32 protein-coding genes are annotated in these 26,708 nt (G+C 67.4%); all 32 read right to left on the minus strand.

What is annotated here, in order from left to right:
- Positions 1-7 precede the first annotated feature (7 nt).
- Positions 8-667 (minus strand): hypothetical protein, encoded by a 660-nt coding sequence (locus IAI54_RS14290; RefSeq protein ID WP_187967837.1) that lies wholly within the window; start codon positions 665-667, stop codon positions 8-10.
- Positions 667-1,254, minus strand: a complete 588-nt coding sequence (locus tag IAI54_RS14295; RefSeq protein WP_187967838.1) for a hyaluronate lyase N-terminal domain-containing protein — start codon at positions 1,252-1,254, stop codon at positions 667-669. Before IAI54_RS14295 ends, IAI54_RS14290 begins: the two co-directional genes overlap by 1 nt.
- Positions 1,251-1,484, minus strand: coding sequence for a hypothetical protein (locus IAI54_RS14300; protein WP_187967839.1), 234 nt, complete (start codon positions 1,482-1,484; stop codon positions 1,251-1,253). The genes IAI54_RS14295 and IAI54_RS14300 overlap by 4 nt, the downstream gene beginning before the upstream one ends.
- Positions 1,484-2,725, minus strand: coding sequence for a head decoration protein (locus IAI54_RS14305; protein ID WP_187967840.1), 1,242 nt, complete (start codon positions 2,723-2,725; stop codon positions 1,484-1,486). Before IAI54_RS14305 ends, IAI54_RS14300 begins: the two co-directional genes overlap by 1 nt.
- A gap of 239 nt (positions 2,726-2,964) precedes the next feature.
- Positions 2,965-3,330: a hypothetical protein gene (locus IAI54_RS14310; protein WP_187967841.1), complete on the minus strand. Its 366-nt coding sequence runs from the start codon at positions 3,328-3,330 to the stop codon at positions 2,965-2,967.
- Positions 3,331-3,438: 108 nt separating this feature from the next.
- Complete coding sequence (locus IAI54_RS14315) at positions 3,439-3,684, minus strand: tail protein X (RefSeq protein WP_187967842.1); 246 nt, start codon at positions 3,682-3,684, stop codon at positions 3,439-3,441.
- Between the two features lie 7 nt (positions 3,685-3,691).
- The gene (locus tag IAI54_RS14320; RefSeq protein WP_187967843.1) at positions 3,692-4,684 is read right to left on the minus strand and encodes a phage late control D family protein; all 993 of its coding nucleotides are present in this window, start codon (positions 4,682-4,684) and stop codon (positions 3,692-3,694) included.
- Positions 4,684-5,187 carry a phage tail protein gene (locus IAI54_RS14325; protein ID WP_187967844.1) on the minus strand — a complete coding sequence of 168 codons (504 nt, stop codon included), beginning with the start codon at positions 5,185-5,187 and terminating at the stop codon, positions 4,684-4,686. The genes IAI54_RS14320 and IAI54_RS14325 overlap by 1 nt, the downstream gene beginning before the upstream one ends.
- The gene (locus tag IAI54_RS14330) at positions 5,184-7,958 is read right to left on the minus strand and encodes a phage tail tape measure protein (RefSeq protein ID WP_187967845.1); all 2,775 of its coding nucleotides are present in this window, start codon (positions 7,956-7,958) and stop codon (positions 5,184-5,186) included. The genes IAI54_RS14325 and IAI54_RS14330 overlap by 4 nt, the downstream gene beginning before the upstream one ends.
- 141 nt (positions 7,959-8,099) lie before the next feature.
- Positions 8,100-8,525, minus strand: coding sequence for a phage tail assembly protein (locus tag IAI54_RS14335; RefSeq protein WP_187967846.1), 426 nt, complete (start codon positions 8,523-8,525; stop codon positions 8,100-8,102).
- 32 nt (positions 8,526-8,557) lie between these two features.
- Positions 8,558-9,067: a phage major tail tube protein gene (locus IAI54_RS14340; RefSeq protein WP_187967847.1), complete on the minus strand. Its 510-nt coding sequence runs from the start codon at positions 9,065-9,067 to the stop codon at positions 8,558-8,560.
- 28 nt (positions 9,068-9,095) lie between these two features.
- On the minus strand, positions 9,096-10,571 hold the full coding sequence (locus IAI54_RS14345; RefSeq protein WP_187967848.1) for a phage tail sheath subtilisin-like domain-containing protein: 1,476 nt from the start codon (positions 10,569-10,571) through the stop codon (positions 9,096-9,098).
- A gap of 96 nt (positions 10,572-10,667) precedes the next feature.
- The gene (locus tag IAI54_RS14350) at positions 10,668-11,672 is read right to left on the minus strand and encodes a hypothetical protein (protein WP_187967849.1); all 1,005 of its coding nucleotides are present in this window, start codon (positions 11,670-11,672) and stop codon (positions 10,668-10,670) included.
- Positions 11,653-11,820, minus strand: coding sequence for a hypothetical protein (locus IAI54_RS14355; protein ID WP_187967850.1), 168 nt, complete (start codon positions 11,818-11,820; stop codon positions 11,653-11,655). The genes IAI54_RS14350 and IAI54_RS14355 overlap by 20 nt, the downstream gene beginning before the upstream one ends.
- An 11-nt stretch (positions 11,821-11,831) precedes the next feature.
- Positions 11,832-14,111 carry a hypothetical protein gene (locus IAI54_RS14360; protein ID WP_187967851.1) on the minus strand — a complete coding sequence of 760 codons (2,280 nt, stop codon included), beginning with the start codon at positions 14,109-14,111 and terminating at the stop codon, positions 11,832-11,834.
- Between the two features lie 15 nt (positions 14,112-14,126).
- Positions 14,127-14,759, minus strand: a complete 633-nt coding sequence (locus IAI54_RS14365; RefSeq protein ID WP_187967852.1) for a phage tail protein I — start codon at positions 14,757-14,759, stop codon at positions 14,127-14,129.
- Positions 14,756-15,676: a baseplate assembly protein gene (locus IAI54_RS14370; protein WP_187967853.1), complete on the minus strand. Its 921-nt coding sequence runs from the start codon at positions 15,674-15,676 to the stop codon at positions 14,756-14,758. The genes IAI54_RS14365 and IAI54_RS14370 overlap by 4 nt, the downstream gene beginning before the upstream one ends.
- Positions 15,676-16,098 carry a GPW/gp25 family protein gene (locus IAI54_RS14375; RefSeq protein WP_187967854.1) on the minus strand — a complete coding sequence of 141 codons (423 nt, stop codon included), beginning with the start codon at positions 16,096-16,098 and terminating at the stop codon, positions 15,676-15,678. Before IAI54_RS14375 ends, IAI54_RS14370 begins: the two co-directional genes overlap by 1 nt.
- Positions 16,098-16,304: a DUF7210 family protein gene (locus tag IAI54_RS14380; protein WP_187967855.1), complete on the minus strand. Its 207-nt coding sequence runs from the start codon at positions 16,302-16,304 to the stop codon at positions 16,098-16,100. Before IAI54_RS14380 ends, IAI54_RS14375 begins: the two co-directional genes overlap by 1 nt.
- A gap of 11 nt (positions 16,305-16,315) precedes the next feature.
- Complete coding sequence (locus IAI54_RS14385) at positions 16,316-16,861, minus strand: phage baseplate assembly protein V (protein ID WP_187967856.1); 546 nt, start codon at positions 16,859-16,861, stop codon at positions 16,316-16,318.
- Positions 16,858-17,625, minus strand: a complete 768-nt coding sequence (locus tag IAI54_RS14390) for a hypothetical protein (protein ID WP_187967857.1) — start codon at positions 17,623-17,625, stop codon at positions 16,858-16,860. The genes IAI54_RS14385 and IAI54_RS14390 overlap by 4 nt, the downstream gene beginning before the upstream one ends.
- Positions 17,622-18,053, minus strand: a complete 432-nt coding sequence (locus IAI54_RS14395) for a hypothetical protein (protein WP_187967858.1) — start codon at positions 18,051-18,053, stop codon at positions 17,622-17,624. The genes IAI54_RS14390 and IAI54_RS14395 overlap by 4 nt, the downstream gene beginning before the upstream one ends.
- A gap of 31 nt (positions 18,054-18,084) precedes the next feature.
- A complete protein-coding gene (locus tag IAI54_RS14400) occupies positions 18,085-18,333 on the minus strand; it encodes a hypothetical protein (protein ID WP_187967859.1) in 249 nt (82 codons plus the stop codon).
- A gap of 67 nt (positions 18,334-18,400) precedes the next feature.
- Complete coding sequence (locus IAI54_RS14405) at positions 18,401-19,432, minus strand: major capsid protein (RefSeq protein WP_187967860.1); 1,032 nt, start codon at positions 19,430-19,432, stop codon at positions 18,401-18,403.
- 58 nt (positions 19,433-19,490) lie between these two features.
- The gene (locus tag IAI54_RS14410) at positions 19,491-19,844 is read right to left on the minus strand and encodes a head decoration protein (RefSeq protein WP_187967861.1); all 354 of its coding nucleotides are present in this window, start codon (positions 19,842-19,844) and stop codon (positions 19,491-19,493) included.
- A 40-nt stretch (positions 19,845-19,884) separates the two neighbouring features.
- On the minus strand, positions 19,885-20,577 hold the full coding sequence (locus tag IAI54_RS14415) for a Clp protease/crotonase-like domain-containing protein (RefSeq protein ID WP_187967862.1): 693 nt from the start codon (positions 20,575-20,577) through the stop codon (positions 19,885-19,887).
- 20 nt (positions 20,578-20,597) lie between these two features.
- Positions 20,598-21,296, minus strand: coding sequence for a S49 family peptidase (locus IAI54_RS29140; protein WP_187967863.1), 699 nt, complete (start codon positions 21,294-21,296; stop codon positions 20,598-20,600).
- The gene (locus IAI54_RS14425) at positions 21,293-22,855 is read right to left on the minus strand and encodes a phage portal protein (protein WP_187967864.1); all 1,563 of its coding nucleotides are present in this window, start codon (positions 22,853-22,855) and stop codon (positions 21,293-21,295) included. The genes IAI54_RS29140 and IAI54_RS14425 overlap by 4 nt, the downstream gene beginning before the upstream one ends.
- A gap of 8 nt (positions 22,856-22,863) precedes the next feature.
- A complete protein-coding gene (gpW, locus tag IAI54_RS14430; protein WP_187967865.1) occupies positions 22,864-23,097 on the minus strand; it encodes a gpW family head-tail joining protein in 234 nt (77 codons plus the stop codon).
- A complete protein-coding gene (locus IAI54_RS14435) occupies positions 23,094-25,121 on the minus strand; it encodes a terminase gpA endonuclease subunit (protein WP_420838226.1) in 2,028 nt (675 codons plus the stop codon). The genes gpW and IAI54_RS14435 overlap by 4 nt, the downstream gene beginning before the upstream one ends.
- Positions 25,081-25,626 carry a hypothetical protein gene (locus IAI54_RS14440; protein WP_187967867.1) on the minus strand — a complete coding sequence of 182 codons (546 nt, stop codon included), beginning with the start codon at positions 25,624-25,626 and terminating at the stop codon, positions 25,081-25,083. The genes IAI54_RS14435 and IAI54_RS14440 overlap by 41 nt, the downstream gene beginning before the upstream one ends.
- Positions 25,626-26,327: a hypothetical protein gene (locus tag IAI54_RS14445; RefSeq protein WP_187967868.1), complete on the minus strand. Its 702-nt coding sequence runs from the start codon at positions 26,325-26,327 to the stop codon at positions 25,626-25,628. Before IAI54_RS14445 ends, IAI54_RS14440 begins: the two co-directional genes overlap by 1 nt.
- Positions 26,328-26,708: the final 381 nt, after the last annotated feature.

The following is a 26,708-nucleotide window of genomic DNA, read 5'->3' on the forward strand; positions in this document are numbered from 1 at the left end:
CCTCTCTCTAGGATGCGGGGGCCGGCTTGATGGCCAGCGTCCGCGCGTACCAGTTGTTTGTTCCAGCAAAGGGACCAGGATCTTCTGAAGCGGCTTCGAGGAACCGCGCCGCGACCGCCATGCGACCGTTGTCGTCGCCGATCTGCTGGATCATGGTGTAGTCGACAGGCGCATCACCGGCGGCATTGTAGCCGTGGACGAAGGCCAGCCAGAGCGTCTGCATTTCCTCCCATGGGGGCGTCAGAGCCGGCGGGTTCGGGTTGCTGGTAGTCGTCGAGTTGGCAGCTGCCGAGATCGCGAGATCACCCCATCCGCGGATCCGGAGCGCGACGGCGCCCCATTCCGAAGTTCCCGACAGAGCCGCGGAAATCGTCGCACCTTCGGAACCGTTTGCCACCCTTGTGTACAGCGCGGCCCGGCGATGCTGGCTCACGTTTGTGGGGATGTCGTTGTACTGCTGCGTGAAGCCGCTCGGCGTCGATATCGTGCGGGTGCTGCCCGAGACGACCGAGAACGCGGCGATGATGAGATCGCCGACATTTCCTGCGGGCATTGATACGCTAGCTGTCGTGGCTGTGCTCGCGTTGGCCGCGCTGCTAACAATTGTCGGAAAAGGCAGCTTTTCCACAGACGCCATGTTGGGCGCGCCGGAAACTCCAGGGACCATCAGGCGATTCCTTTCCCGGATACGACGACCATCGCCTTTCCGTCCGACAGCCCGTAAAGGACGAGGACGTTTCTGGCGTTCGCGGTCGTCGCGATGCTGATCGAGCCGGCGGTCAGGAACACCGACGAGTTGAGCGAGATCGTCCGGCCGCCGGTGCCGTCCTGGAAGAACTCGATCACGGCGGTCTGCCCGGGTTTCAAACCCGAGACCGCGTTGAGCGTGACGTTGCCGGTCTGCGTTGCCCTCGCATTCAGGAAGTTGCCGAAGTTGAGGGTGATGCTGCCGGTCACGCTTCCGAGGTTGACCGGGCTTGCCGCGGACCAGATCTTATCCGTCACGAGCGCCCGGTTGGCCACGGCGTTGCTGCGAATCTCCGCGTCCGTCGCCACCTCGAGCATCCCCGGGGCGGTGTCGGTGCCTTCGGCGTGCGTGTGGCTCTCCTTCGCCAGCGGGGTTCCCCCGGGAGTAACGCCGTTGTGGACGACCACGGTCTGCTTGGTTGTGTCGATGGTCAGCTCGCCAGCCGCGCCGGTGAAGGACTCGTGCTGGACGGTCGTGCCGCGACGCCTCTGTACCTGCGTGCTCATGCAATGCTCCCGTAGTCGCGAAACGAGGTGGCTTCGGCGGCGATGGACCTGTAGTCGACCGGCGACGCCGGCACGGCCTGCACCTCCACGATGGCGTCGGTGCCGTCGTTCACCTTGAAGAACAGCTTGCCGTCGTGCGTGTTGACGACCACCTCGCCCATGGCGAGATCCGGGGTGTCGGGCTTGTGGCCCGGCACCGACGACCGACGGAGCTGGACCACGCTTGCCATCAGAAGGTGCCTCCATCGATCGTGACGCCGTCAATCGAGCCGCCGGTGATGGCGACGGCGTTGGCCGCCTGCGTCGCCATGGAGCCGAGGCCCAGGTTCCCGCGCGCCGCCGCCGCATCGGTCAGGTCGGACAAGTTCGCCGACTTGACGAGCTTGGTGGCGAGCGAGGTGGTGATGGTGCTCGCGAAGTTCGGGTCGTCGCCGAGGGCGGCCGCGAGTTCGTTGAGCGTGTCGAGCGTGCCGGGCGCGCTATCGATCAGCGCCGACAGCGCGGCCTGCACGAAGGCGGTGGTCGCGATCTGCGTGGTGTTCACGCCCGCCGCCGCCGTCGGCGCCGTCGGCGTTCCCGTGAGGGCCGGCGACGCGAGGTTCGCCTTGGCATTCAGCGCCGTCTGCGTCGCCGTCGAGATCGGCTTGCTGGCGTCGCTGGTGTTGTCGACATTGTTCAGCCCCACGTCGCTCTTGGTCAGCGCCAGAAGCGCCTTCGCCTCGGCGGCGGTGAGGTCTTCGGGGTCTCCGGTCCCCGCCGTAGCGCGGCCCTTGATCGTGCCGGTCGCCATATCGGCGAGCTTCGCGTTCGTGACGCTGTTGTTGCCGAAGGCTGCCTGGACGAAAGCCGTCGTCGCGATCTGCGTCGTGTTGGTGCCGCCGGCAGCCGTCGGGGCCGCGGGAGTCCCGGTGAACGTCGGCGATGCCAGGTTCGCCTTGGCGTTCAAGGCGGTCTGCGTCGCGGAGCTGACCGGCTTGTTCGCATCGGACGTGTTGTCGACATTGGCCAGGCCGACATCGCTCTTGGTCAGAGCCAGCAGCGTCTTCACCTGCCCCGCCGAAAGATCCTCGGGGTCGCCGGTGCCCGCGCTCGCCCGGCCCTTGATCGTGGCGTTGGCCATGTCCGCGAGCTTGGCGTTCGAGATGCTGCCGTCCGCCACCGCCGCCCCGGCGACAGCGTCGTCGACATACTTCTTCGTCGCTGCCTGCAGGTCGGTGGTCGGCGCCGGCACCACCGGCGAAGACGAGAACGTCTTCACGCCGTCGATCGTCTGGCTGGTCGCCTTGTCGACGAAGGCGCCGGTGCCCGCGAGCGGAACGACCGCCGTCGCGTTGCCGGAGCCGTCATCGCCCTTGCCGATGTAGAGCGTGTTGTCGGCCTCGTTGTGCGCGACCTCACCCGACTTCAGGGCCGCGGGCGCGCCGGCCGCGCCGCCCGCAGAGCGCCGCTTGAACTTCAGAATCGTTGCCATCAGAAAAATCCACCATCGATTACGAGGGATGAGAGGTCAGCTTCAGGCCCCGGAGGGCCCGGAGGTCCGGGCGGCCCACCCTGTCCGGGCGGCCCAGGCGGACCCGGCACGATCGCTGGTGCCGGATCGACCACGGTGGGGGAATGCTCCCGATCGGCGAGGCGCCTGCGAAGATGGCCGTGCCCGCGCCGACCTCGAGCGTGGCCTCGACCACGGGCTCGAAGAAGATCGCGACACCATCATTCGACATTGCGCGTCACCGACATCTTGACCGGCCAGGACCACTGCCCCGGCACCACGCGGCGCCGGCCGTCGTCGCTGATCCGGACGAAGTCGAAGAACACCGTCGAGAGGCTGGCGAAGTTCGCGGTGGTCGCCCCCGGGATCGTGATGACGATCGTGTCGGCACCTTCCCGGGTGATCGAGCCGTCCTCGGTGTCGGCTTCGAACAGGATCTCGCCCACGACCGAGGGGCGGAACTGAGCGACCAGCCTGCCGGTCGCCAGCTGCTCGGCCGCATAGAACGGCGCGGAGTACCGAATGCGGATCGGCGGCCCCTCGTAGCCGGGCCGGATCGGCTCGACGTTCGGGAAACGGATTTGCAAGGTCGCCTCCGGTGATGTGGGGTTTCGTTCTTGCTGCAGAGGTGCGCCCGGCCGCCCCAGGGAGGAGAATTGGAGCGGCCGGGCTGGTCGCGCTGCAGTCGCGACGTCTCAATCCCACAGGCGACGGAACGGCTTGGCCGTGGCCGCCTTCACGGGGAGTTCGGGGAGCTTGACGACGACACCCGCGGGCAGGACAGGGCCGCGGGCCGACAGGCCCGGGTTCGCGTCGTAGACCCTTTCGGTATTGCCGAGGTGGCTGCCGTAGTAGACGTGGGCGATGAGGTCGACCATGTCGCCGTCGACGCTCACATAGGCCACCGAACCATCGGCGGCCGTCAGGTATCGTTCTCGCATGGTGGCCTCACTCGGTGGGCGTCTCGCACTCGAGCGACGTGGTGTAGGGACCGGTCGCCGAGAAATTGTGCGTCGCGGTCTTGATGCGCCAGCGGCCGTCGACACGCGGCCGGCACCCGCTGACCTCGGCATAGGCTTCCGCCTGCGCGAAGGGCGCGCCGTCGATCTCGAAGGACGCGGTCGCCTGGATCCGCTTCAGCTCCTCGGCTTTCGCCCTGGCTGCGCGCTTAGCCTCCCCCTCCTCGCTGAAGGGAGATCGCAGGAGCAGCTTCGGCCCCTCGAGTCCCGTCGACTCGGAGACCGTCTTCCGCTCGTTCTTGGCGCGGTCGTAGTAGGTGGCCTCGACCTCGCCGTGCTTCGGCTCGTCGGCCTCCGTCACGGTGTAGCTGATCAGGTTGATGCCGGGCGACACGACCAGCACGTCGAGTGCGCCGCCGCTGGCGCTCTGCCCCTTGCCCTTCACCACGACGACCAGCCGCTGGCTCTTCACCGTGACGGCCGCGTTGATCTTGGCGCCGAGCCGGGTCAGGAACTCGAGCCCGTCCTCCTCGGCCTGCGCTTCGTAGGGGTTCGGCAGGCTCTTCAGCTCGCCGGCCATCTCCAGCTGCAGGCCGACCTTGCCGGCCACCTCGCCGAAGATGTCGCCGTAGGTGGGGTACTCCTCCTTGCGGTAGGCTTTCGGCTCTCGCTGCTTGGCGAGCGACTTGGCCGCGACCGACTTGGCGTTGACCGTGATCGTCTGCGGCCACCCGGCGAAGGCCACCGAGTCGACGATGAACAGGCCGAAGTCGCGCAGATTGCCCTCGTAGCCGCCGACCGGGTTGAGGATCGCTCCGGTCTCCGGGGCGATGATGGAGCCGTCGATGTCGTCGAGCTGCAGCTGGAGCGTATCAGCCTTCAGCCCCTCGCCGTCGGTGATCGTCATCGACATGTTGATGCCCGCGAAATTGGCCGTCACGTCCTGGCCGTTCGCGCTGAGGAAGAAGACGGGGACCGGCATCAGAAACCGATCCCCACCCGAACGCCGAGGCTGAGCGGCCCGGCGGTGAGAGACGCGCCGAAGTTCGCCGCCCCCAGCACAGCCGAAAGCGCCGCGCCCCGCGCCCCGCCTCCCCCATACTGCATGAGGTTGAGCGAAGTCGTGACCGCCTGCGGCGTGCCGGCGGTATCGAGCAGGGTCTGCTCGTCCTCGATCGACGTGGCGATCCACACACCGAAGATGTTGATGCCCGCCCCGTTGATATGGGCGAGCATCATCGGCGTGAGCGCGTTCACCGCCTGGCGCACGCCCGCCAGCTGCGCCAGCCCGCGGCCGTTGAGGTGCCGCGGGTGGAAGGTCGACTCGAGCACGATGGCTTCGTTGCCGGGTCCCAGCCGGTGCACCGGCGGCGTGGCGCGGATGACCGGCTGAGCCTCGACACGCGGCTGGATGGTCCGCCGGATCGTCTCGACCGAATAGTTCGGGACGGTGAACCGGAACGGTCCCCAGGCCATGAGCATCATGCTTCTCCGTAGGCGTTGCCGCTGCCGAAGATGATCTGAGCCGAGCGGTTGAGCTGACGCTCCAGCTGGCGGAAGATCTCCGCCGCCTGCTGCTCGGCCTGGCCACCCTGGACAACGAAGCGGTTGTTGATGACGACCGACGGCGCGCCGCCGCCCAGCTTGTGGTTGGGCGTGATCGAGCCGTTGACGGCCGGCGTGAACAGCTCGATGCCGTTCTCGCCGACCTTGTAGGTGAGGCCCGCTTTCACCGGGCCGCCGCTGGCGCGCGCGCCGTCGGGCTTCGGCTTTCCCACCATCGAGCCGAGCGCAGCACCCGCCGCCGCCGCGCCGCCGGCATTGCCGGCATTGCCCGTGCCGGTGAAGCCGATCGCGGTGCTGAGGTTGAGGTTGCCGAAGGCCTCACGGATGCGGCCGGGCAACCCCCTCACCCATTCGATGAACTCGGCGAACTTCGCCGTGGCACCGTCCCACAGGGACTGCACCATACTCACGCCGGCAGCGTAGAAGGCTGCCGCCTGCGCCTGCAGGTCGGCCGCCAGCGCGCTCACCACGCCGGGCAGGGTTTTCAGCAGGTCGATCGAGCGCTGGATATGGCCGCTCCAGTCGATCCCGGTGAGGTAGTTCACCATCCGCGCCGCGGCCGCGCCCGCCCGTGCAGCGGACTCGTCGAAGTTCACGTAGATCTTGTCGAAGACCCCTCCGACGAAGTTGTTCACCTCCGTGAAGGCGTTGAGCAGGCTGACGATACCGTCACGCATGCCCGCGACAGAGCCGGGCGCCAGGTTCTCGGCGAACGCCGCCGCGAACTCCTTCACCCCGCTCGCCACACCCTTGATCACGCGCCAGGCGGCGCCGCCGGCCGACGCCATCGTGTTGAAGAACGAGGCCAGCAGGTCGACAGTCGCCTGAAACTCCGGGTTGGCCTGCACCGCGGCCACGATCTCCTTCAGCGAGGCGATCATTTCCCTGGTGCGCACGATCGTCGTTTCGATGCCGCGCATGAGACCCGCGCCGTGACTGGCCCCAAGGCCGGCCGCGTCGCCCTCGAAACGCTGGAAGAGCCCGCCGATCGCCGAGGATGCTCGGTCGATGAGCGCGGCAGTCTCCGGCCCCATGCCCTCGCGCACACCCGCGCCGAAGCCGCGCACGTACCCGGTGATCTGATCCCAATTGAGGTAGGCCAGATACCCGACGGCGGCCGCGGCCGCGGTGATGGGGTTGACCAGCAGAGAGGCGGCTGCGCTGACGCCCGTCATCGCGAACCCGAATGCTGCCAGGCCGGCGACGGCCGCGAGGCTGTACGTGCCCAGCTCCAGGATCAGCGGGTTCACCTCGCCAAGCCGGTTGATGGCAGCGGCGAAGTTCTCGATCGCCCGCGTTGCCGTGTCCAGGACGCCGGAGTCGGCCGCCGCCCGGAAGAGGTCGATCATGGCGGCGCTCATTCGAGCCACCGCGCCGACGACGCCTCCCATGCGCGTCTCGCGCAGGGCCTGGGCGAACCCTTGCGAGTTCGTTTCGAGCTCGCTGGTCCACTTCGAGAAGTCGTCGCCGAAGAGCGCCAGCGTGCGCGCGCCCTGGCGGACGTCGAAGATCCGGAAGAAGTCGGACATGGCGATGTTGGCCGCCTGCATGTCGGCGATCAGCCGTTCGACGTCCAGCGATTCGCCGAAGCCGAACAGGATATCGCTCACCGAGGTGGAGATCTGATCGGCGGACATCGTGCTGTTGTCGCCGACCGCCTTCATGATCTCGGCGGTGATCGTCTTGACCTTCTCGCTCGTGGCTACGGTGGAGTCGAGGATCTTCTGGACCTCCGCCTCCGCAGCCTTGGCGTCCAGGCCGTTGAATGCCAGGGCGTTGGAAATGTCGGCAGCCGAGATCTCGCGCGACTTCTCGAGGTAGTCGGCGAGGTCGATGTTGTACCGGCCCAACGCCTCCTGCGCCATGTTGGTGGGCCGGATCATCCGGGTCATCATCGCCCTGATCGACACGCCGGCCTCCGACGCCTTGATGCCGCGGCGCGCCTGAATGAGGAACATCGCCGCCAGCTCTTCGATCGAAATGCCGAGCGCCGAGGCCGACGGCGCGGCATACTTGAATGCCTCGGTCATCTGCTCGACGTTCGAGTTCGTCAGGTTCGCGGCGTAGGCGATGACATCGGCCGCGCGCAGCGCCGACGAATTGGCCTCGGCCATGGTGGCCATCGGCAGCCGCATCGCCGTCATGACGTTGGTCAGCTTGTCGGCGGCTTCCTCGGTGTCGTAGTTGCCGGCGATCGCGAAGTCGATCGCGATTGGCAGGACACCCTCAACCTGCTCGTGGGTGAGACCCGCCTGGACGAGCTGGTTGTAGGCCTTGGCGATCTCGCCGGCATGACGCGGCGAGGTCTTGTTGATTTCCGAGATCAGGTCGGTGACGTTCTGACGGAACGCCTCCCGGGTCATCTCCGTCCCGTCCGCCAGATTGAAGACGTCGTTCTTGCCGAAGCGGCGGCCCTCGATTTCGTTGAGGGTGTCCTCCATGTCGTAGATGGTCTTGCCGGCCTTCCCGAGGCCCATGGCGATCGCGCCGCCGGCCACCGTGATGTCCCCGGCGCTGCGGCGGAACTCGCGGGCGGCATTGCCCACCGCGTTCACGGGCGCCATTGCCGCCTTCCCGGCCAGGCCAACCGCCGCGTTCACGCCGGTCAGGGCTGCGGTGATCGCCTGCGCCGGACCCGACACCTGGTCGACCAGGGTCAGGATGAGCTTAGCGGCCTTTGAAACCGACATGGAGGATCCTCGCTAGGTTTTCGACGCTCTGCTGCTGCGTCTGCGCGAAGATCTTCGTGGCCTGGGGATACCAGACCTCGACGAGTTCGGGGAACTCCATGTCGAGAAGATCGGCCCTGCTGAAGTGCAGGACGTGCGCGACTACCGCTGCGTATTCTGGCCAGTCTCGGAAAGCTGCGCGGCCGCCATCCGCAGTTTCCGCGGCAGAAAAGCCTGTACGGCCTCCTGCAGCTCGACGAAGTCGTCGCCGTCGAGCGCCTTGATGACCTCGCGCGGCGCGCCCGTCATGAGCACGGCGAGCGCCACCTCTTCCTCGTCTCCCTTCATGTTCGCCAGCGCGGAGAAGTCGCTCCCGCGCAGCCGCTTCAGGGTCAGGGTTTCGTAGACGGTGCCGTCGTAATCGACGGGGTACTCCAGCTCGAGGACGCGCTCGCGCTCCTTGCCGGGCCGCTCGACCAGGCGGGCCGGAGCCGGGGTCGGCTTGCTCGCCACCTCCGACTCCGCCTGCTTCTGTGCTTCCACCTTCGCGATCTCCTCGGGCCTCGCGGCCCTCACGACTGTGTTCATGATCCACTCTCCTTGTGGGGTTTGCCCGGCTGTCAGTAGCCGAGCGCTGCGTTGATGCCGGCGAGCTGGTTGACGCCGTTGACGATGCGCTTCGGCGGCCAGGCCTGAAGCTCATGGATGACCCGCGCGTCCGCCTCGTAGCGGAAGTAGCGGACGCCATTCACGACGAACTCCAGCCCGCTCTTCTCGCCGCGCTGCCAGCGATCGCGGGAGCCGCCGTTCGGGCTGCCCTCCAAGATGCAGATGTGCGGGATGTAGAGGCCGGAGCCTTCCGACAGGACCGCGCCCCGGAAGGTGACGCGGGTCGTCTGGCCCGGTCCGAGCGCAAGGCGCCCCATGATGTCGGGGTTGTGCCCCGCCATCTTGACCGTGACCTCGAGCGCTTCGATGGCCGCCATCGGCTGGTTGACGCCGAGGTCCATGCCGCCGCCGCGGTATTCCTGCATGACGGGGGTGGGGATCGGCAGATCCACCTCTTCGGTGTCGATGCCGAAGTCCAGCCCGTCGAGGAACATGGTGAAGCCCTGCAGAATGTGCCGCATGGGTTTGGTCTCCTATTTGTGCGTGAGATCAGGCGGCGGGCAGAGCTGCGCTCGACAGGCGCGCGATCTCTCGGATCGCCTCCTGTGCCAGCTGCTCGTAGTAGCCGGTGTTGCGGTTGAACACGAAGGTGATGTGCTCGATCGGCGCCGGGCCCTCGGCGTCGTAGGACACGTAGAGGTGTCCGCTCGCCCAGGTCTCCTTCGTGTTGAGCACCGGGTCGAACCAGACGCGGCCGCCGAGCGTGGCGCCGAGCCCCTGCCAGCGGCGCAGCGCGCTGTTGACCGTCTCGGCGATGTCGACGAGCACCTGCAGGCCGAACGGCTTGTCGATGAACACCTCCGACGCCAGTTCGATCGAGTCCATGATGGCGTCATGCGCGCGCCGCACCGACCAGAACTGGCGAAGCGAATCCGACGACGGAACCCGCGAACCCCACAGCTTGAAGCCGCCGCTCGGCGAGCGGACGATGCAGGCCACGGCGTTCTTGTTGAGCAGCTGCGACTCCGCCGCGGGGTCGTTGATCGAATGCTCGATCGTCCGCGAGATCCCGACCACGCCCTCGACGACGTGGTTCGACGGCGAGAACCAGAAGCCCTCGCTGTAGTCGATCCGCGCCTGCAGGCCGGCCACGCGGGCCGATGCCGGCTGCGACACCACCGCGCCGGCCTTGAACACCTTCACCATCGGCTCGATGATCAGGAGCCGGTCGGTGTCGTAGTCCAGGCGGTCGGTGATGGCGGCCGATGCGCTGGTGGCCGGAGCATCCTTGATCACGCCGCCGCGGAAGCGGTTGGCGAGCGTCAGCAGCTCCATGGTCACCGGGTTGGCCACCGTGCCCACGGTCGCGGTCGCCGTCGCCCCGGTGCCGTCGCCGCCGGTGAGGGCGATCGTCGGCGCGGTCGTGTAGCCGGCGCCCGGGTTGGTCAGCACAACCTCGGAAACCTCGCCGGTCTCGCTGTCGATGATCGCGACCGCGCTGGCGCCGAACCCGGTGGTGTCGCCCGCGCCGCGGGTGATGGTGACCGCAGGGGCCTCGGTGTAGCCGGAGCCGCCGTCGGAAACCGCGATCCCGGAGATGCCGTCGGTGGGCCGCTGGCTGGTGAAGCCCGGCGCGCAGAACAGCTTGGGCCGCAGGTTGTGCAGATCCGGTGCCCTGCGCAGCGCATGCAGGCCGGTGTAGCCGGTCGAGCTGCCGATGATGTTGGCCATCGTCTCGGTGATGTCCTCGCCCTCCTCGACGCGCACCACCAGGATGGTCTGCGAGACGCGGGTCGCCTGATCGAAGATGCCGTCGATCGCGTCCTTCAGCGTTCCGGTGTTGCCCAGGCCCTGGACGGCGCCGTTGCTGCCGTAGACCGGGATCGGCGTGTTGAGCGGCCATAGCGTGTCGTTGGCGTCCGGCGCGGTGCCGACCAGCCCGATGACGCCGGTGTCGATCGTCGAGACCGGGCGCGGCCCGTTGTTCTGCTCGATCGTTTCCACGCCGTGAAGATAGATGTCCATGTTGCTCTCCGATGAAGCTGGCCCGCCTGCGGGCGCGATGGGAGGAAAGAAAAAGGCCGCCGGTGAGGGCGGCCTTGGTTCGCAAGCTCCGTGACCTCAGGCCGCCAGCTTGCTCACGAGCGACACGAGAACCTTCCCGGTGGAAAGGCCGTACAGGGTGATGACGTTCCGCGCGTTCGGCGCGGTCGAGAGCGATATCCCGCCGCTTCCTCCGGCCTCGAAGAAGGCCGAGTTCAGCGACAGCGTCCTTCCCCCCGTCGCGTCCTGGACGAGTTCCAGCACCGCAGTCTGTCCCTGCTTCAGGCCGGGACTGGCGTTGAAGGTGACGGCCCCCGACAGGGTCGCCCGGGCGTTCAGGAAGTTGCCGAAGTTGAGCGACACCAGGCCGCTCAGGTTGCCCAGGTTGACCGGCACCGCGGCGTCCCAGACGCGATCCGTGGTCAGCGCATAGCCGACCCCCTTCGCCCGGAACTCCGCCGCCGTGCCGATCTCGAGGAAGCCGGCCGCTGTGTCGGTGGCGTAGTCGTGGGTGTGGTCGATCGCCGCCTTGTTGGCGAGCGCAGCCGCCATGCTGGCGGCGAAGTTCGGATCGTTGCCGAGAGCCGCCGCCAGCTCGTTGAGCGTGTCCAGCGCCCCGGGGGCGCCGTTCACGAAGGCATCCAGCGCAGCCGAGATCGCCGCCGTCATCTCCGCAGTGGACGACACGCCCATCGCGCTCCTCATGGCGGCGTAGTCCGCTGCCGCCATGAACTCCTTCACGTTCGCCGACGTGCTGAAGTTGGCCGGGTTGAGGTAGTAGGCCCCGTTCTGGCCGTTCAGCAGCACCGAGTTCGGCGCGACGCCTTCGCTGATGAGCGAGATCTCCTCGAAGGCGGTGTCGATCGCCTGCTGAAGAGCCTCCAGCTGCGGCGTGATGTTCGCCTGGATGATGTCGAGCGCCGCCGACGTCCCTTCCTCGATCAACGACTCGAAGCTGGCCTCGAGGTTTTCGCGCTCGATGAGCCGCGCGTGGATCGAGCCGAAGATGCCGTTGAACAGGGTCGGCGTCATCTCCATCGTGGAGTCGACGGTGTAGCCGTTGTCAGGTGTGGGCGTATTCAACGATGCCCTCCCCATGCTCGGCGATGAGCGCCTTCAGCCAGGCGCCCTTCATCTCGATCTCGCTGCCGGGCCGGTACTTCATCGGCCCGCGCTCGACGACCCTGGTCAGCTTCACCCGGTAGATCGTCTCGTTGTCGTAGGTGGCCATGGGGTTCTCCCTCAGAGTGCGGCGATGAAGCAGTCCTGGATGAACGGCACGCTCACCACGTTCGAGGCCGTCATCTCCGGCCGCATGCGCGCACCAGTGGCGGCGGCGCCAAGCTCGAAGGTCGAGGTGAACGTCCGCCGCTCCGGCTCGTCGGGATCGATCTCGACCACCGTCGCTTCGGCAGTCAGCACCGTGGCGCCCACCATGAGCTTCGGCGTGAACGTGTGCTCGGCCGGGTTGAAGGCGTCGACCGTGAACTGCGTCACGATGGTCGTCGTGGACAGGCCGAACGCGATGTTGTCGCTCACCGCGACCATGTTGCCACGGTGGCGACCGCATCGGCCGCGCAGCGCTGTGTCGAGAATGACCATGGGCGCCAGGTCGACCGTGCCGACCATGACCAGCCGCAGCTCCACCAGCGCCGGCAGGCCGACGAGCGGATGCGTGCCGAGATCGGGGTGCTCCTCGAGCGTCGTCCACTCCGTTGCGCCCGACGGCTTGATCTCCCACTCGAGGGCCGTCCCGCCCGGCGCCCATGCCTTCATGACGAACTCGAGGTCGGTCATGCCGTTCTCGAGGGTCAGGTTGTTGAAGGGAACGACAGTCCGGACATCCCGGAATCGCGCGCCGTAGAGCCGGAACGCGATGTCGCTCGTGGCATCACCCTGTGCCCAGGCGCCGTCGGTCGCGTAGAAGCGCGACCCGCCGGTGAACTTGTTGCCGGTCGTGGCGTAGACCGCGTGGTTGCCGGTCGTCACCGTGAAGAAGGCGTACCGCTTGCCGGACTCCAGGAGCGTCAGCGGCAGCTCAAAGCGGTTCCAGCCGACCACCAGGCTGTTGCGCGCCACGGTGACGTGGCCGAGCACCTTGTCGAAGACCGGCATGCCGGAGGCGTTCGTCTCGCACACGAAGAGGTGCACGTCGCCCGCGGCGCCGACCGTCGCGAAGTTGAGCTCGATCGACGTCATGACCATGGGCTGGGAGACCAGAAACGTCTGGCCGTAGACGGAGCCGTTCACGCCCACGTCGCTGGTCTCGTAGTCCCAATAGGTCTCGGTCCACTCCTCCCGGATCACCTGCCTGACATAACGCCATTTGTTCGTGTGCTGCCCGGTGACCTCGCCATGCTTGGTGACGAGCAGGAACTCCTCGCCGTCCAGCGTGAACATTTCGCCGACCCGGAGTCCGGCCGTCACCTGAGCCCAATACCGGCTGTTGGTGCAGACCTTCTTCACCGTCCCGTACCGGATGGCGGTCCGCGACACGGTGCGCTCGGTGGCGGTCACCACGGTGTGCACCTGCTGGGAGATGTTCAGCGTGGCGTCGGTGCCGATGTTGGCGATGCGCAGCGCCTCGTCATAGGCAGGCACCATGCGGCGCCCGGCCTTGATCATGATCTTCGGGTCGTCCTCGTTGAGGACCGTCAGCTGCTGGATGCTCTCGTTCGCGTAGGAGAAGCGGATCCCCTCGCGGACGCGGGCCAGCCAGCTCGCATGAGCCGTGTCCCAGATGTCGTAGGTGAGGCCGGCGTCGAAGACGTAGGCTCGCTGCTCGTCCGGCAGCGCCAGGATCCGGCGCGTGGCGCCGATGTCCCGCTGCATCTGCCGGATGATCGTCGGGTTCGGGATGTCCGACAGGCGCGACGCGATGTTGGCGATGTCGGTTTCGATCGACGTGGTGCGCCGGAACAGCGAGTCGAGGTTGATCTCGAGCGCGGTGACCCGGCCCTCGACTTCGTAGAGGCTCTTAACGCGCCAGCCTTCGCCCGGCTCGATCAGCGTCACGCCGGTGGACCGGAGCAGCACCATGGCGATGACCGCGTCGGTCTCGGCGATGACCGGCTTCAGCGCCGGTGCCGGCGTCGCGTTGCCCTGCTGCACGACGACGTTCACCCGGCGCTCGATCGTCTTCGGCGTCTGGCGGTTCACCACCACGCTGGTTTCCGGGTCCTCCGACGTCTCGAAATTCCGGGCGGAATTGACCGTCACCTCCTCGCCGCGCAGCACCAGCGCAACCCAGCGCTCGTCATTTGAGATGATCGGGATGTAGATCTGCAGGTTGAGGTCGAACGAAGCGTCCTGCCCGAAGATCTTCTCGCGCGTCACGTAGCGGCCGGCGGAGATCGTGACCTCCTGTGCCGACTTCTGCGCGACCGTGAACGCGGCCCAATGCGCCGGGTAGCCGATGGCATCGTTGATGACCGCGTCGAGCGCGCGCTGGCTGTTCTCGCCGATGGCGTTGAAGTCGCCGTGCTCCGCGATCTCTGCGTCGTCGAAAAGGACTCTCTTCATCGTGTTCTCTCAGGTTTAGAGGCGCGGCCGGTCGATGAACTCGCCGAACCGGATGGAGCCGAACGGCAGCCCGTCACCGAACCGGGCGCGTCGGCGCCAGGCGAAGTTGAGACTGGTCAGCGTCTCGGGGGCCTTGGCGACGACGGTCGCCATGCGGGCGCGCCGCAGGGGCTCGAGCGACACGCGGGTGAAGGCTCTGCGGCCGAGGGCCGCCCGGCCGATGCGGAACGGGTTGGCCGGCGCCACTAGGGGAACCTTGACCAGATAGTGCGCGGTCATCGGCTTGTGGCCGATCGGGCGCACCGCGATCGCCGATCTCCCCATGGCGAAGCGCGCGGGGTGCGCGATCAGCCAGGTGATCTCGGCGTCGACGAAGCCGAGGAATCGGATGAGGCCTTCGCGCGTGCCCTTCAGGGCGGCCAGCTCGACCGCCTGCTGCACCATCGCGCGCTTCCGCTCGTCCGTCCAATCGTTGAACCACAGGTCGACGCTCTCATGCGCCGCCAGGAACGGCAGAAATTCCAGCGGCGACGTTGCCGGGTTGATGATCTCCGCGATCGGCACCGGCAGCGTGTCCGTCATCGCGTCGGCCGTGGCCAGGACGAACGGCTTGGCGATGCCCGGCAGGATGTCGCGTACGCCGGTCATGTCTGCACCTCGACGTTGATGACGATGGCGGTGCAGACGGGCGCCCGGTAGGGATCGGCAGGGATGTCCTGCGCAGGGGCGACGTGCACCACGTCGATGACGCTCGGGCCGAACGCGGCTCCGGCGATCAGGTCGCGCGGCACGCCTGCCCCGATCAGCATGCGCGATTTCGCAACCGCCGTGACCCGGGCAAGAGCCTCCTGCCGAACCAGCTCGGCATCCGGACCGGACGGCACCACGATGGTCTGCTCGATCGTGTAGGTGGTCCGCTGCGCAGGAAGGGCGGCGACGCCGACCGCTTCCGGCTTGACGTGCGCCTGGGTGATGGCCGCCTGCACGGTGGCCAGCTCCTCCGAGGTCGCCACCGCGCCGCCAGCGCCGAGGATGACGACGTCGGTGTCCCCTACCCGGCCATGCACGGCGCGGCCATTGACACGGATGTCATGCAGCCCGGGCGCCGCGGTCCACGCCTCGTAGAGGTATCGCGCGACCGACCCTGCGGACGGGCGGTCGAAGGAAAGCAGGTAGCGCCGCAGCAGCGCGGCGTCGCTTTCCATCACGGCCGGATCCTGTTCCGTCGCCGGCACCAGCGTGAGGCGCTGGATGCCCTGCCGCGCAGCGATGTTGTCGAGATCGGCACCCTTCGCCATCGGGGCGAGAACCGACTTCACGGCGTCGTTGACGCGGGCTCGGTCGAGCATCCGCAGGAACGACCACGCCTCGCCCAGCACCACGACCGGGTCGGTCTCGAGGCTGCCGACGTTGTAGACCGGGAGGTCCGGGAACGCGATCCGCAGCGCGTTCCACGACTCCTCGAACCGGCCCTGGAATGCCTCGAAAAGATCCTCGAAGGAGAGCTTTTCGATCGCGTCCGGGAACGGCAGGCGGGAAAGATCGATCGTCGTCTGGCTGTCCATCAGAACTTCTCGATGCTGAGTCCGTCGGCAGCCTGCGTCACAGCGTAGGCGACCTGTCGTTCGGACGGGTTGCTGTAGTCGCCGAGGTGCCCGCGCTCGAAGAAGACGCCGCTGAGCAGCAGCGTCACGCGGCCGGGAGTCGCGGCGTCCAGGGACGTCCTCAGGAGAACGAACCCGGGCTCGCCATACTGCCGGCCCTCGACCATCCTTGGCTCGAGCGCCTGCGCGGTCGCCATGTAGATGTCCATGACCGTCTCCTCGTTCTGAGGGCGGTCGATGATCCGCGGCAGGTCAGACCCGAACAGGCGCCGCTGCACCCGCTCGCCGAACTCGGTGTGCAGGATCTCGGTGATGCTCTGGACGCAGTGCTCCCAGCCGTAGAGCAGCCGGCCCGTCCTTGCGTCGAGGCCGACCCGCGACATTACTCGCCGTCCTTGCCGGCCGCGGCCGCGCGCTCCTTGACCTTGGCCTTCGCCTGCTTGGCAGCCTCGGCCGGCCTGGTCTCACCGATCTGGCCGGCCCGGAGCAGGTACTCCGCCTCGGCTTCGGTGAGATCGATCCGCGCGCCCACCTCGCGGTAGGTGCCTTCGATGAAGCCCTCGACGAGAGCGTAATAGGCCTTCTTCATGCTGGTCTCCTTCAGGGATTGGGCGGATCGGTATTGGCGCCGCCGCGGGTAATTCCGCCGTGGGTGTGGGTCGTGCCGACGTCCAGGCCGTCGTGCTCCATTCGGCCGCCGGTCTGCTTGAAGCCGGCGGACGTGAGTTCGAACTTCGCGCCGCCAGTCTCGATCGTGAGGCCGTCGCCGGTGAAGGTGAGCACCGCGCTGCCGATCGTGATCCGCTTCTCGGCGCCCTTGTCGTGCGGCTGCGACACCTCGTCGGTGTAGCCGCCTGGCATCGCGAAGCTGCGCGACACGTCTCCGGAGGGAGAGATCAGCACCACCCGCTGGCCGACGGCCATGGGCGTCCATTCGTTGACCTCGCCCGCCTGCTGCATCATCGGCACGTAGCCCGTCTCGATGCCGTGGGCGTCGACCCGGACCGTGCCCTTGGCATTGTCGACCTCCACGATCCTGCCCTCCCGCACGACATTGTTGACGCGGGCGTCGAGCCGGGCGGCCTTGCGCTCCAGCGCCTCGATGCGATCGATCAAGCGCATGAGCGCGTAGCCGGGGTTCGTCACGGGAACGGCCCTCCCTGCGGGTTGAGGAAGGTCAGCGTCGGACCGATCACGGTCAGCGGCGAGGTCGGCCCGCCCAGCACTTCGACGACGCGACGCGGATAGCCGAAGGCGTTGCGGACCTGGCGGTCCGGCGGCCATGAGGCAGGTTCGGTCAGCATCAGCCGGATGTCGTCGACCCGCTCCGCATAGTCGGGCTGGGACTCGAGGCGATCGAGGAACGCAGCCACTTCGGTCGGGATCGTTCCCAGGACCGGATCGCGCAGCGCCTTGGTTTCCAGCGTGATCTGGCGCGCCGCGAGCCGAAGGCCGCCTTCCACCGATGCGCCGCGGCGGCTGATCACCGCCTCATAGCTCGGGCACAGGTAGGAGAAGCAGTCGGACGCCTCGTTGCCGGCGGCGAGCGCCCGGTAGATCTGCGTCTCGAAGACGTCGAGCGAGGTTTCGATCTCGCTGTCGGTCTCGGGGCAATCGAGCTGGTAGGTGGCGCTGTCGCCGCCGACCTTCTGAGCGGTGACCACCAGCAGCTCGAGGGTCAGGGTCAGCAGCCGGGGCTGATGGACCTTGCTCCCCTTGTTCCAGTGGTCCTTGTCGTAGTCGGTGTAGACGACGCAGGTCGGGAACGCCCGGTCGAAGCTGGTGTCGTCGACCGGCTCGATCTTGGAGTCGAAGACGTTCGGACCCGCGATCGTCGGCCAGGGCTCCACGAGGAAGTTGTTGAGCGCCGACACGGCGGCGAGCCGCGTCAGCAGACGGTTCATGCTCATGCCTGGGGACCTCGCTGGATGAGCTTCATCCGCAGCCGCGTGACGCCGTCGCGCTCCACGCTCATCACCTCGTACTCGGGATGGTCGGGACGCCTCGGCAGGCGGATGCGGTCGGACTGGCGCGGCTCGTTCGCGAGGCCGCCGAAATGCTTGCGGTCGACGGAGATGTAGGGTTCGCGCGCATAGGTCAGCGCTCGCAGGTCGTTCGCCTCGCGGTAGGATTTGCGCACGCCAAGCTGGATGCCGAGCTGCTTCGACGGGTTGGTGAAGACGCCGCTCACGGTCAGGATCTGGCGGTCCGGATCCTGTCCGCCGCGGCCGTTCGGGGTCGATCGCCAGGGGATCAGGACGATCGGCTCGGCGAAGACCTCGTCGATGGCCGGCTCAACCAACCTCGCCATGTAGTCCTCGAAGCGGGTTACAGCCATCGACGTGTCTCCTGGTGTTGTCGGGGTTGGCTCAGGCCTTGGGGTTGTTGGGGTCCTTGCCGTCGCCGCCCTCGCCTTCCTTCGGCTGGCTGCCGCCCTTGCCGGCGGTCACGACTTCCTTGGCCGTTTCGGGGACGTGTTCGACCGCGCCGAAGCGCTTGATGATCGAGTCGGCTTCTTCCGCCGGAAGCTTGATGGGCGTGCCCGGCTCCACGGCTTCGCCGCCCTTCTCGAGAACGAGCGAAATCGGCGCGACGATGGTCTTGAACTTGCTGGCCATGATGGCTCTCCTCACGAATGAAAATGGGCCGCGCTGGTAAGGCGCGGCCCGCTGCGGGATAGCTCGCTCAGCGCACGGTGGCGCAGAACGAAGCCTCGATGTTGGCCGGCACCGGGAGCGGGGCCGACTGCGTCATGAGCATGGCGACGGAGGGGTCCTTCTCCTCCCACATCTTAGGGAAGCGCTCCATGGCCTGCAGGCCCTCGAGGTCCTGGATCGCGCCGTAGCAGGCATGACCCTCGATACCGGCCGAGCCCATGATGACGGTGTTGTCCGGCATGAACTTCTGCATCGCACCGTTGTCGGCCTGATAGATGGCCTGGTACTGCCAGAACTCGAACTGACCGATCGACCCGATGAACACCGCCTCGAGGCCGGGCGTGCCGCCGGTGGCCTGGCCGGCCAGCTCGAACGAACCGGAAACCTGGCGACGGTTGTCGAGGATCTTCTGCAGCTGCTCGTTCGCGAGGAACAGGCCGGCCGCCTTCGGGTCGAAGATCACCCTGCCCGGGTGCGTGCCGGAGCTGACGTGCACGAGCTCCGCCCACGCCTTGATGTCGTCGAGCGGGTTGACGCCGGTCTCGCCCCAGCGCGCGGTGCCGGCGAGCACCACGGTCTGGTTGGCCGGCCGGGCGAAGTCGACCTCCATGCGCGGGTACTCCGGCGACTCCACGATCACCTTGCCGGTGCGCAGGATCTCGACCGCCATCTGCTCCTCGCGGCGGGCGATCATGTCGAGCTGGTCCTGGAACTCCTGGACGACGATGCGGTTGAAGCGCTCCTCGCGGGAGAGGCTGCCGAGCGGCGCCTCGCCGGGCCGGCGCTTGATCACCGCACCCGGGTTCACCGGCGCCTTCGGCTTCACATAAGCCGGGCGGAAGGTCTTCGCCGTGCCGCCGCGCAGCGCGTGGACCTTGCCGGGAATGTGCGGCGAGACGTAGGGCGCGATGCGGCGCGAGGACTTGATCTTGTCGAACATGATCTCCTCGGACTCGAACGTGATGCGCGAGGTGCCGAAGAAGAGGTTGAACAGGAACTGGCTGGGGGCGTCGAAGGCCTCGCTCATCCCAACGAGTTCAAGGGTATCGAAGAGTTCCATCGTGAAGTGCTCCTGTTGAGATGGCCGAGGCCGTCGATGGATTGAAGGGGGCTGCCGATCAGGGCAGGACGCGGACGAACATCGGCGTCGCGGCGTCGCGGAACGCGGCGTTCACCGAGGCGGCACTGTGGCCGGCGCCGTAGGTGAGCTTCGCGTCGTTGAACTCGCCCGTGAAATAGGCCGTGGTGGCCTTGTCGCCGCCGCTCGCATCGCAGTCGATCGCGAGCACGGCGGTCGGCACCTCGGAGCCGTCCGCGGCCGCACCGAGGCTGAGCAGGAACTTGTCGTTCCCGTCCATGCCGATCACGGCGCCGCGCTTCAGGTTCTGGCCCGACTTCAGGGTGATCGTCCGGGTCGCCACCGGGAAGTCTCCGGCGAGCAGACCATTGGGGTCGTAGGTTGCATTCTGCATTTTCGGTGCTCCGATGAGAGTTGCGGGGAGGAGCCGGCCGTCAGGCCGACTTCTTGCCCATGGCCTGTAGGGCGATCAGCTTGCCGCGCTCCCGCGCGTCGGTCGGCTGATCCTTGGTGGTCGACAGCGGCGCACCGGTGCCCGGGGCCGGCTCGTTCTTCATCTGCGAATAGAGCGAACCGCCCGTGCTGCCGTCGAGAGCAGCGACAGCCATGGCGGCCGCGGCGTCTTCCGGCGACATCGACGTCTTGAACGCCAGGTGGCGAGCCAGCTGCGCGCGGCCCTTGGCGTTCTCGTGGTCGAGGATGGCGGCGATGCGCGTGGTCGCCTCGGTCATGCCGGCGGCCTTCGCGGCCTCGGCGCCGAGCGCCTTGCCCTCTTCCAGGCCCGCAGCCTTGCCGGCGGCGAACCCCTCGTCACGGGCCGCCTTCACGGCGGCGTCGTGCGTTGCCTGGGGGATGCCCTTGGGCTCGTCGTTGGCCTTCGGGTCCGTCTGAGTTTCGGTCGACATGGAATACCTCCTCGAGGGGGTTGTGCGCTGTGAGGCGCTGGTGAGCTGCCGGAGAACGGCGTCGAACGTGCCGACGCGATCGGCGAGGCCGGCAGCGACAGCGTCCTCTCCGATGAAGGTGCGGGCACGCTGGCCCCTGATCGCCTCGCTGGTGAGGTTCGGGCGGTGGTCCATGACGAGCTTGACGAAGCCGTCCATGATCTTGTCCGCCTTGGCCCGCATGAAGCCGATGTCGTCTTCGGTCAGGGGGCGAAGGGGTGCCCCCTCGCCTTGTCCAGACCGTCGGAGTTCGTGATCACCGTCGCCTTCACGCCGGCCTTGGCCGCGCGCTCCGACTGGTCGAAGTGGACCATGACGACGCCGATCGAGCCGGCGATGCCGGATTCCGTGACGACGATCTCGTTCGACGACGTTGCGAGCCCGTAGGCTGCGCTGGCGCCGATCGAGTTGATGACCGCCACGATCTTCTTGCCGCCGGCTACCTCCCGGATTCCCCGCGAGGTGTCCGACATGCCGAAGGCCTCGCCACCGGGCGAGTTGATGTCGAGCAGGATCGTCTCGACATCGCCGTCGGACGCCGCCGCCCTGACCTGCTGGAGGATGCCCTCGTAGGAGGTCAGGCCGGACGAGGCGCCGAGCCAGGCGCCGCGGTTCACCAGCTCGCCGGTGATCGAGATGATCCCGACCGGGCCCTCGCGACGATAGCCGCGGTATGCGCCGGTGTTCGGATCGATGACCGGGCGGCCGGCGAAGCGGTTCGCTTCCGGCCGCACGCCCTCCATCCGGGATCGGACGTAGGCGCCGATCGTCTCGGCGACGTCCGGCATGACGAGCAGCGGCGTGTTGAACACATGCTGCGCGACACGCACATACTGGTAGTCGTCGCCGGCCATGAACTCGATCGGCTCACCGCTGGCGTAAGCCAGGCCTTCGGTGCTCATGCGGCACTCCTTCTCTCTTCCGGCGGCTCGCGCTCTTCCGGTGCTCCGCCATCCTCGAAGGTCAGGCCGAGCGTCTTCATTTCCTCGCGTTCGCGGGCGATCTGTCGGAAGTTCTCCTGGTAATCGATGCCCTGCTCCGCGCACTCGCGCTCGTAGGACGACAGGCCGGACTTGATCCGGGCGACGGCGGCGTTCGCCTCCTTCACCGGATCCACCCAGCCGCGGGCCGGGCCGATCCACTTCGCCTTGGTCCAAGCGCCGACAGCCTCGCGGAACGCCGGGGCGCCCCGCGGGATCTTGATCACCCGCCGGTCGATCGCCTCCTCCAGCCAGGCGCCGTAGATCGGCTGCATGAAGGTGCGGGCGAAGTAGTCCTTCCGGGCGGTGAGGCCGCGCCAGACCTCGAGCAGCGCGGCCCGGGCAGACGAATAGTTCGACTGCGACCAGTCCATCGACAGCTGCTCGTAGGACAGACCCGCCGCCGACGCGACGTTGCGCAGGGCGGTGCGTTCGAACTGCTCGAACACCGAGTTCGGGTGCCGGGGGTTCAGGAACTCCGCCTTGTCGCCGGGCGCCAGGAAGTTGAGCTGGACGCCGTCGAGGTTGATCGGCGCCTCGCCGTACATGTCGAGCCGCATCTGCTGATGCGGGGTCAGCTCGTCGATCTTGCCGATGCCGCCGGCCACGAGATCCTGGTCGTAGGGCGTGGTGATGAAGGCGGCGAGCACCGCGTTGAGAACCGAAGCCTGCAGCTCCGCTTCGTCGTAGCGGCCGAGCATCCGCAGCTTCTTCACCACCGGCGCCAGGAGCGGAACGCCCCTGACCTGCCCTGCCTCCGCGGCCTCGAAGGCGTGGACCACGATGGGCCGGCCGAAGGAGGTCTCCCTTGGCACGTAGACAGTCTTCCGCGTCAGCGTCGCCGCCATCATCGGCGACTCGCCGGGATGCGCCACCAGAAAGTGGTAGCCGATCGGCTCGCCGTGCGGCCCGAGTTCGACGCCGGACCGGACCCCCTGTCCCTCGATGCGGCCCATGGGGGTCATGCATCGGTCGGGGTGGATGATCTCGATCGTGGTCGCGTAGAGCCGTTCCGGCTTCCAGTGCAGCACCGCGAAGGCTTCGCCGTCGGCGAGCCGGTGGCGGTAGCCGAGCGCGATCAGGCCGCCGAGATACTGCCGGCGCTGGAGATCGCAGAAGAAGCGCGGGTCCTCCGCATATTCCTCGAACGCCGCCTCGATCTCGTCCGCCAGGTCGTCGGCGGCCGACTGCTCGATGCCGAGCCGGCGGGCGTTCGGCTTGGCAGACAGGCGCCAGCCGGCGCCGATCGCCGAATCGATGTTGCGCGCCAGCGAGGCAGATGCCCAGCCGTCGTTGCGCGCCAGGTCGTGGATGCGCGACACGAGCGCCGGCCGGCTGCCGTGGATGGCTTCGGCCGGGGAGTAGTTCCGCGGCGTCCACCGGGCGAGATCCGGATGGCTGGCGGATGCTCCCGTGAAGGCACGAGACCTCGCGCTCAGCATGGGGTTGCCATGCCGGTCAATGATTGTCGGCGTCTTCATGAGACCTCTCAGAAATAGACGGTGCGTGACCGTCCGCGTTTCAGGATGCCGAGCGCGCTCTCCAGCTCCTGGATCCAGCTCAACAGGGAACCCGATTCCGTGGGGTGGAAGCGGGTGAGCCGGTCCTCAGTCCTGACCTCCTGGACGGTGCCGCGCGTCGTGAGGACGTGGTAGGCGAGCCGGGCCTCCCTCAGGAGTTCCCGGAGCTCGTCTTCCGTGTAGATCGCCTTCAGGCTGCTCACAGCGCCTCTCCTCGTCTCCGGTTGAGCCGCGCCAGGGATGACGCGACCGACTGCTTGGCGATCGTCTGCTTCGGTTGCGGCGCCGGCCGATCGGGCGGCGGCTCGGGGCCGTCGTCCTCCTCGTCGTCTGCGGGTTCGTTGCTCGAGCCGGGGCGCTCGTCCCGGCGGCTCACCAGGCGCTGCACGCCGAGCATGTAGGCTGCGGCATAGGCCAGGGCTTCGGCGTCGAGGTAGTGGTTCCGCTTGGTGCGCGGCACCCACGACACCTTGCCGTTCGGCTTCTTCACCCGGACTTCCGAGACGATCTGCCGGCAGTAGTCTTCGTCGACCTCCTGGTGCAGGTGCCAGGCGCCGGGCTCGCCGACGGGCCATGAGACCCGCTGGTGCACCCACGACTTGAAGAAGTCCGAGTCCAGATGCACCAGGTCGAGGCCGTACCTCGACTTGCCGCCGCGGGCGGTGACGTCGATCTTCGAGACCGACAGCGGCGTCTTGCGCTGGTCCTTGCCCTTCGTGGCATAGGCGACGCGCGAGTACCGGCGGCAGAACTCGTAGACCATGTGCACCGGCACGGTGTCAGGCTTTCCAGGGCGGAAGCCGGAGTCGACGAACACGCGCTTGATGTGCATGCCGCCGAACTTCTGCTCGAGGTAGTCGGCCAGATCGAACCAGACCCCCTCGTACTCCGTCTCGCCCCAGATCTCGCCGTGGTCGAGGAGCCAGCTTTCCTGCCGATAGCCCCAGCCGCGAACGACGTAGACCAGGCGATCGGCCTGCACGTCGACACCGGCGGTGATGAACAGGACGCCGTCGGGCAGCTCCATCCGCAGGTAGGGCAGCTTCAGGTCGACGATCGCCGACCACTCCGGCAGGTCGCCGGTGGCGGGCGCGTAGAGCTCGCCGAAGCCCTGGTTCTTGGCCGCCTTGATGTCGTCGGCGCTGCCCGACCGGACCGCTTCGACGTACCGTGCGGCGCGTTCGCCCCATGACACGAAGGGCGAGCACAGCCCGGACACCCAATAGCTGAGCGTCCAGCTCTCCGGCGGCAGACCGCGCACCGTGCCGTCCTTGTCGATCGACTGTCCGGGCGCCACGTAGACGCCGCGGTTGTTCATCCACTCCTTCACCGTCTCGGTCGAGCCGTCGACCACGTCGGTGTCGTGGAGCAGCGAGCCGCAGTTCGGGCAGGCGACATAGGCGGTGCGCTTGGCCAGCACCGGGTTGGACGGCAGCTCCCGTCCGCCGGCATCCCGGGGCTTCTCCCAGCCGAGGCAGGCGAAGCGCGGGATGAAATACTCCTCGCACTCCGGGCACGGCCACGCCCAATGATACCGGGTGCCCGTGAGCCAAAGCCGCCAAATGGTGGACTGGATTTCCTGCGGATCGCTGTCGGCCCAGAACTCGAGCCCGGTCTCCGGATCTTTCTCCACTTCCGCCACCCCCTCGCTCGGCGTCGACGTGATCGCGTGCACGAAGTCGGCATAGGAATCGCCGCGGGCGTCGCCCAGGACGATCGGGCTGCCGGCGCCGCGGACGTTGGACATCAGCTCGTCGGCCTCGTCGGTCAGCACCAGGCCGGCGGGATCCGACTTCAGCGCCGTCGAGGATCCGCCGTGCGCCAGGCGCAAGGGGACGCCGTTGACGAACTTGCGGGTCTTCTTCTGCAGGTAGTCCGGAGCCATCAGCGACCGCAGCGACGTGCTGGTCAGCAACTCGTCGATGCGCGGCTCCAGCTGCTCGGTGAGCATCTGTTTCGAGGGACCGATGAAGAGCGTCGGGACCGGGGACGTGTCCAGGCGCTCACCGAGAATGTCGAGGATCGATTCCGTCTTGCCGGACTGCGCCGACACGACCATCACGCACCGCTTGTGCGTCCGGCCATGCACCGCCAGCTGGAACGGCACCATGTACGGGGTCAGGTGCGGGTTGCGGGGACCGGGCCGGCCGGCCGTGCTCGGATACGAGCGGTTCTTCTTCGCCCACTCAGGCGGCGTCGTCCTCGCTCTCGGGGTCAAGAGCTGCACCACCCGTCCGTAGAGCTTCGCGCTTTTCGGCGAAACGATCGGCGAGCCGCTGGCGCTCGGTGTCGAAGATGCCATCCAACCTCTGCCGTTCTCGCGGCACTCCTGTGATTTGCGCGGGTAGCCCGTTGAGCGACGACACGAACATGCCCGTGACCTGGTCGATGACGCCAAGCGCCTCGTCGAGGTCGATCAGCGCCCGGTCCTTCCGCAGCCTGTTGAGCTGGATCTCCTTGGCCTTCTCGTCGCGCAGGCGATCGAGGCTGATCGAGCCCTTGTTCTTCTCGGCGCCCTGCTTCAGGAACACCGAATAGGCCTGCACCACCTCGCCCAGCTTGAACCGGCCGCGCGAGACCTGGGGCACGATGCCGTCGGTCACCATCTTGCTCAGCCACCGCGGCGTCACGCCGAGCACCGCCGCCATGTCCTGGGTGGATGCCAGCGTGTCGGCGAGCGGCGTCTTCGACTTGGCCGCCTTCCTCGGCGGCGCCTTGCTGGCCTTGGCCATCAGAACCTCATCAGCTTGGTGAGACGCTTCCCGACGTGGATCTCGAGGAGCTTCGGCCCCTCGGCCAGGAAGATGGCGAGCGAATCGTCCTTCGGGATTTCCTTCATCAGCGAAGGACCGAACAGCGTGCGGACCTTGCCGTACCGGGCGCCAGACGGCGCGAACTTGCCGTCACCGGTGCGCGGCTGCCCGACCTTGCGGCCGAAGGTCCAGAATGCCTTCGGCGCGCGGCCGGATGTCCCCGCCGATGCCGGCCGCAGCGCGTAGAAGCCGCCGTTCGTTCCGACGAACGACCGCTTGAAGACGCGAGGGTTGTTCCAGACGCCCGACTTCACGACGCCGGTGTCGAACGCCGTCCGGCCGGCATTCAGCTGGATCGCCGGGCGGCCGCCGCTCTTCAGGGCGCTGAGCCCCTTGTAGTTCTCGATCTTCGACCCGCCCTTGATGCCGTAGATCTCGTAGCTCAGGTCCGCCTTCTTCGGCACGCCGCGGGTGCCGGCGACCACGTAGCTGCTGTAGTTGCCAGGCTTAAGCGCCATCTGGTTCTTCACCGCGCGCTGCACCTTGGTCTTCACCCTGCGGCCGGCGTCGATCACGCCTCGGTGCAGTTCCATGCGCCCCTGGTGCGTCGCCATCACCTTCGAGACGCCTTGGAATTTCATGATCAGGTGCAGGTTCGTGCCGCTTCTCACGATGCGCATGGGCGCCCTCCTGCCTGTTTCAGAATTTCATTCTCCAGATTGCCACCATCCACCGCAGTTTGAGCAAAACGATTTCTATCGACGCGTGCCAGTCTGCGGAATTTTTTTCCCGAGAACCGAGAGGCGACCAAGGGATGTCCCGTTCCCCTGGCCGCCTCGATCGGGAGGCCGCCTGCCAGATCGCAGGGGCCTCTGTCCCGGGTGCTGCGTGCGAACGCGCTCCCAGGCATTTCGGAATCGGAACCGGTGAATAAAACCGACCGGACCCTCTCAAAGGCTGCGCTGCCGCCGCCCCGCGGAGGACCCCCCTCTCGGGAAGGACCCGTATGTTTCACGGATGTTTCACGGTCAACCATCTGATTTTGCTTAGTTTTTCGCGTC

It is taken from the genome of Aquibium microcysteis, assembly GCF_014495845.1.
Classification (GTDB): Bacteria; Pseudomonadota; Alphaproteobacteria; order Rhizobiales; family Rhizobiaceae; genus Aquibium; species Aquibium microcysteis.

Excerpts from the sequence above, each read along its gene's own strand:
- IAI54_RS14355 (WP_187967850.1), bottom strand. The coding sequence starts at position 11,820 with ATGGCCACCTACGACAACGAGACGATCTACCGGGTGAAGCTGACCAGG.
- IAI54_RS14440 (WP_187967867.1), bottom strand. The coding sequence starts at position 25,626 with ATGGCCAAGGCCAGCAAGGCGCCGCCGAGGAAGGCGGCCAAGTCGAAG.
- IAI54_RS14360 (WP_187967851.1), bottom strand. The coding sequence starts at position 14,111 with ATGAAGAGAGTCCTTTTCGACGACGCAGAGATCGCGGAGCACGGCGAC.
- IAI54_RS14340 (WP_187967847.1), bottom strand. The coding sequence starts at position 9,067 with ATGCGGCACATTCTGCAGGGCTTCACCATGTTCCTCGACGGGCTGGAC.
- IAI54_RS14400 (WP_187967859.1), bottom strand. The coding sequence starts at position 18,333 with ATGGCCAGCAAGTTCAAGACCATCGTCGCGCCGATTTCGCTCGTTCTC.
- IAI54_RS14390 (WP_187967857.1), bottom strand. The coding sequence starts at position 17,625 with ATGAGCATGAACCGTCTGCTGACGCGGCTCGCCGCCGTGTCGGCGCTC.
- IAI54_RS14330 (WP_187967845.1), bottom strand. The coding sequence starts at position 7,958 with ATGTCGGTTTCAAAGGCCGCTAAGCTCATCCTGACCCTGGTCGACCAG.
- IAI54_RS14405 (WP_187967860.1), bottom strand. The coding sequence starts at position 19,432 with ATGGAACTCTTCGATACCCTTGAACTCGTTGGGATGAGCGAGGCCTTC.
- IAI54_RS14425 (WP_187967864.1), bottom strand. The coding sequence starts at position 22,855 with ATGAAGACGCCGACAATCATTGACCGGCATGGCAACCCCATGCTGAGC.
- IAI54_RS14295 (WP_187967838.1), bottom strand. The coding sequence starts at position 1,254 with ATGAGCACGCAGGTACAGAGGCGTCGCGGCACGACCGTCCAGCACGAG.
- IAI54_RS14410 (WP_187967861.1), bottom strand. The coding sequence starts at position 19,844 with ATGCAGAATGCAACCTACGACCCCAATGGTCTGCTCGCCGGAGACTTC.
- IAI54_RS14290 (WP_187967837.1), bottom strand. The coding sequence starts at position 667 with ATGGTCCCTGGAGTTTCCGGCGCGCCCAACATGGCGTCTGTGGAAAAG.
- IAI54_RS14320 (WP_187967843.1), bottom strand. The coding sequence starts at position 4,684 with ATGCCGGTCCCCGTCTTCTTCCTCAGCGCGAACGGCCAGGACGTGACG.
- IAI54_RS14325 (WP_187967844.1), bottom strand. The coding sequence starts at position 5,187 with ATGATGCTCATGGCCTGGGGACCGTTCCGGTTCACCGTCCCGAACTAT.
- IAI54_RS14415 (WP_187967862.1), bottom strand. The coding sequence starts at position 20,577 with ATGCGGGCCAAGGCGGACAAGATCATGGACGGCTTCGTCAAGCTCGTC.
- IAI54_RS14395 (WP_187967858.1), bottom strand. The coding sequence starts at position 18,053 with ATGGCTGTAACCCGCTTCGAGGACTACATGGCGAGGTTGGTTGAGCCG.
- IAI54_RS14370 (WP_187967853.1), bottom strand. The coding sequence starts at position 15,676 with ATGGACAGCCAGACGACGATCGATCTTTCCCGCCTGCCGTTCCCGGAC.
- IAI54_RS14315 (WP_187967842.1), bottom strand. The coding sequence starts at position 3,684 with ATGCGAGAACGATACCTGACGGCCGCCGATGGTTCGGTGGCCTATGTG.
- IAI54_RS14375 (WP_187967854.1), bottom strand. The coding sequence starts at position 16,098 with ATGTCGCGGGTCGGCCTCGACGCAAGGACGGGCCGGCTGCTCTACGGC.
- IAI54_RS14365 (WP_187967852.1), bottom strand. The coding sequence starts at position 14,759 with ATGACCGGCGTACGCGACATCCTGCCGGGCATCGCCAAGCCGTTCGTC.
- IAI54_RS29140 (WP_187967863.1), bottom strand. The coding sequence starts at position 21,296 with ATGAGCACCGAAGGCCTGGCTTACGCCAGCGGTGAGCCGATCGAGTTC.
- IAI54_RS14305 (WP_187967840.1), bottom strand. The coding sequence starts at position 2,725 with ATGGCAACGATTCTGAAGTTCAAGCGGCGCTCTGCGGGCGGCGCGGCC.
- IAI54_RS14300 (WP_187967839.1), bottom strand. The coding sequence starts at position 1,484 with ATGGCAAGCGTGGTCCAGCTCCGTCGGTCGTCGGTGCCGGGCCACAAG.
- IAI54_RS14380 (WP_187967855.1), bottom strand. The coding sequence starts at position 16,304 with ATGAAGAAGGCCTATTACGCTCTCGTCGAGGGCTTCATCGAAGGCACC.
- IAI54_RS14445 (WP_187967868.1), bottom strand. The coding sequence starts at position 26,327 with ATGCGCATCGTGAGAAGCGGCACGAACCTGCACCTGATCATGAAATTC.
- IAI54_RS14345 (WP_187967848.1), bottom strand. The coding sequence starts at position 10,571 with ATGGACATCTATCTTCACGGCGTGGAAACGATCGAGCAGAACAACGGG.
- IAI54_RS14335 (WP_187967846.1), bottom strand. The coding sequence starts at position 8,525 with ATGAACACAGTCGTGAGGGCCGCGAGGCCCGAGGAGATCGCGAAGGTG.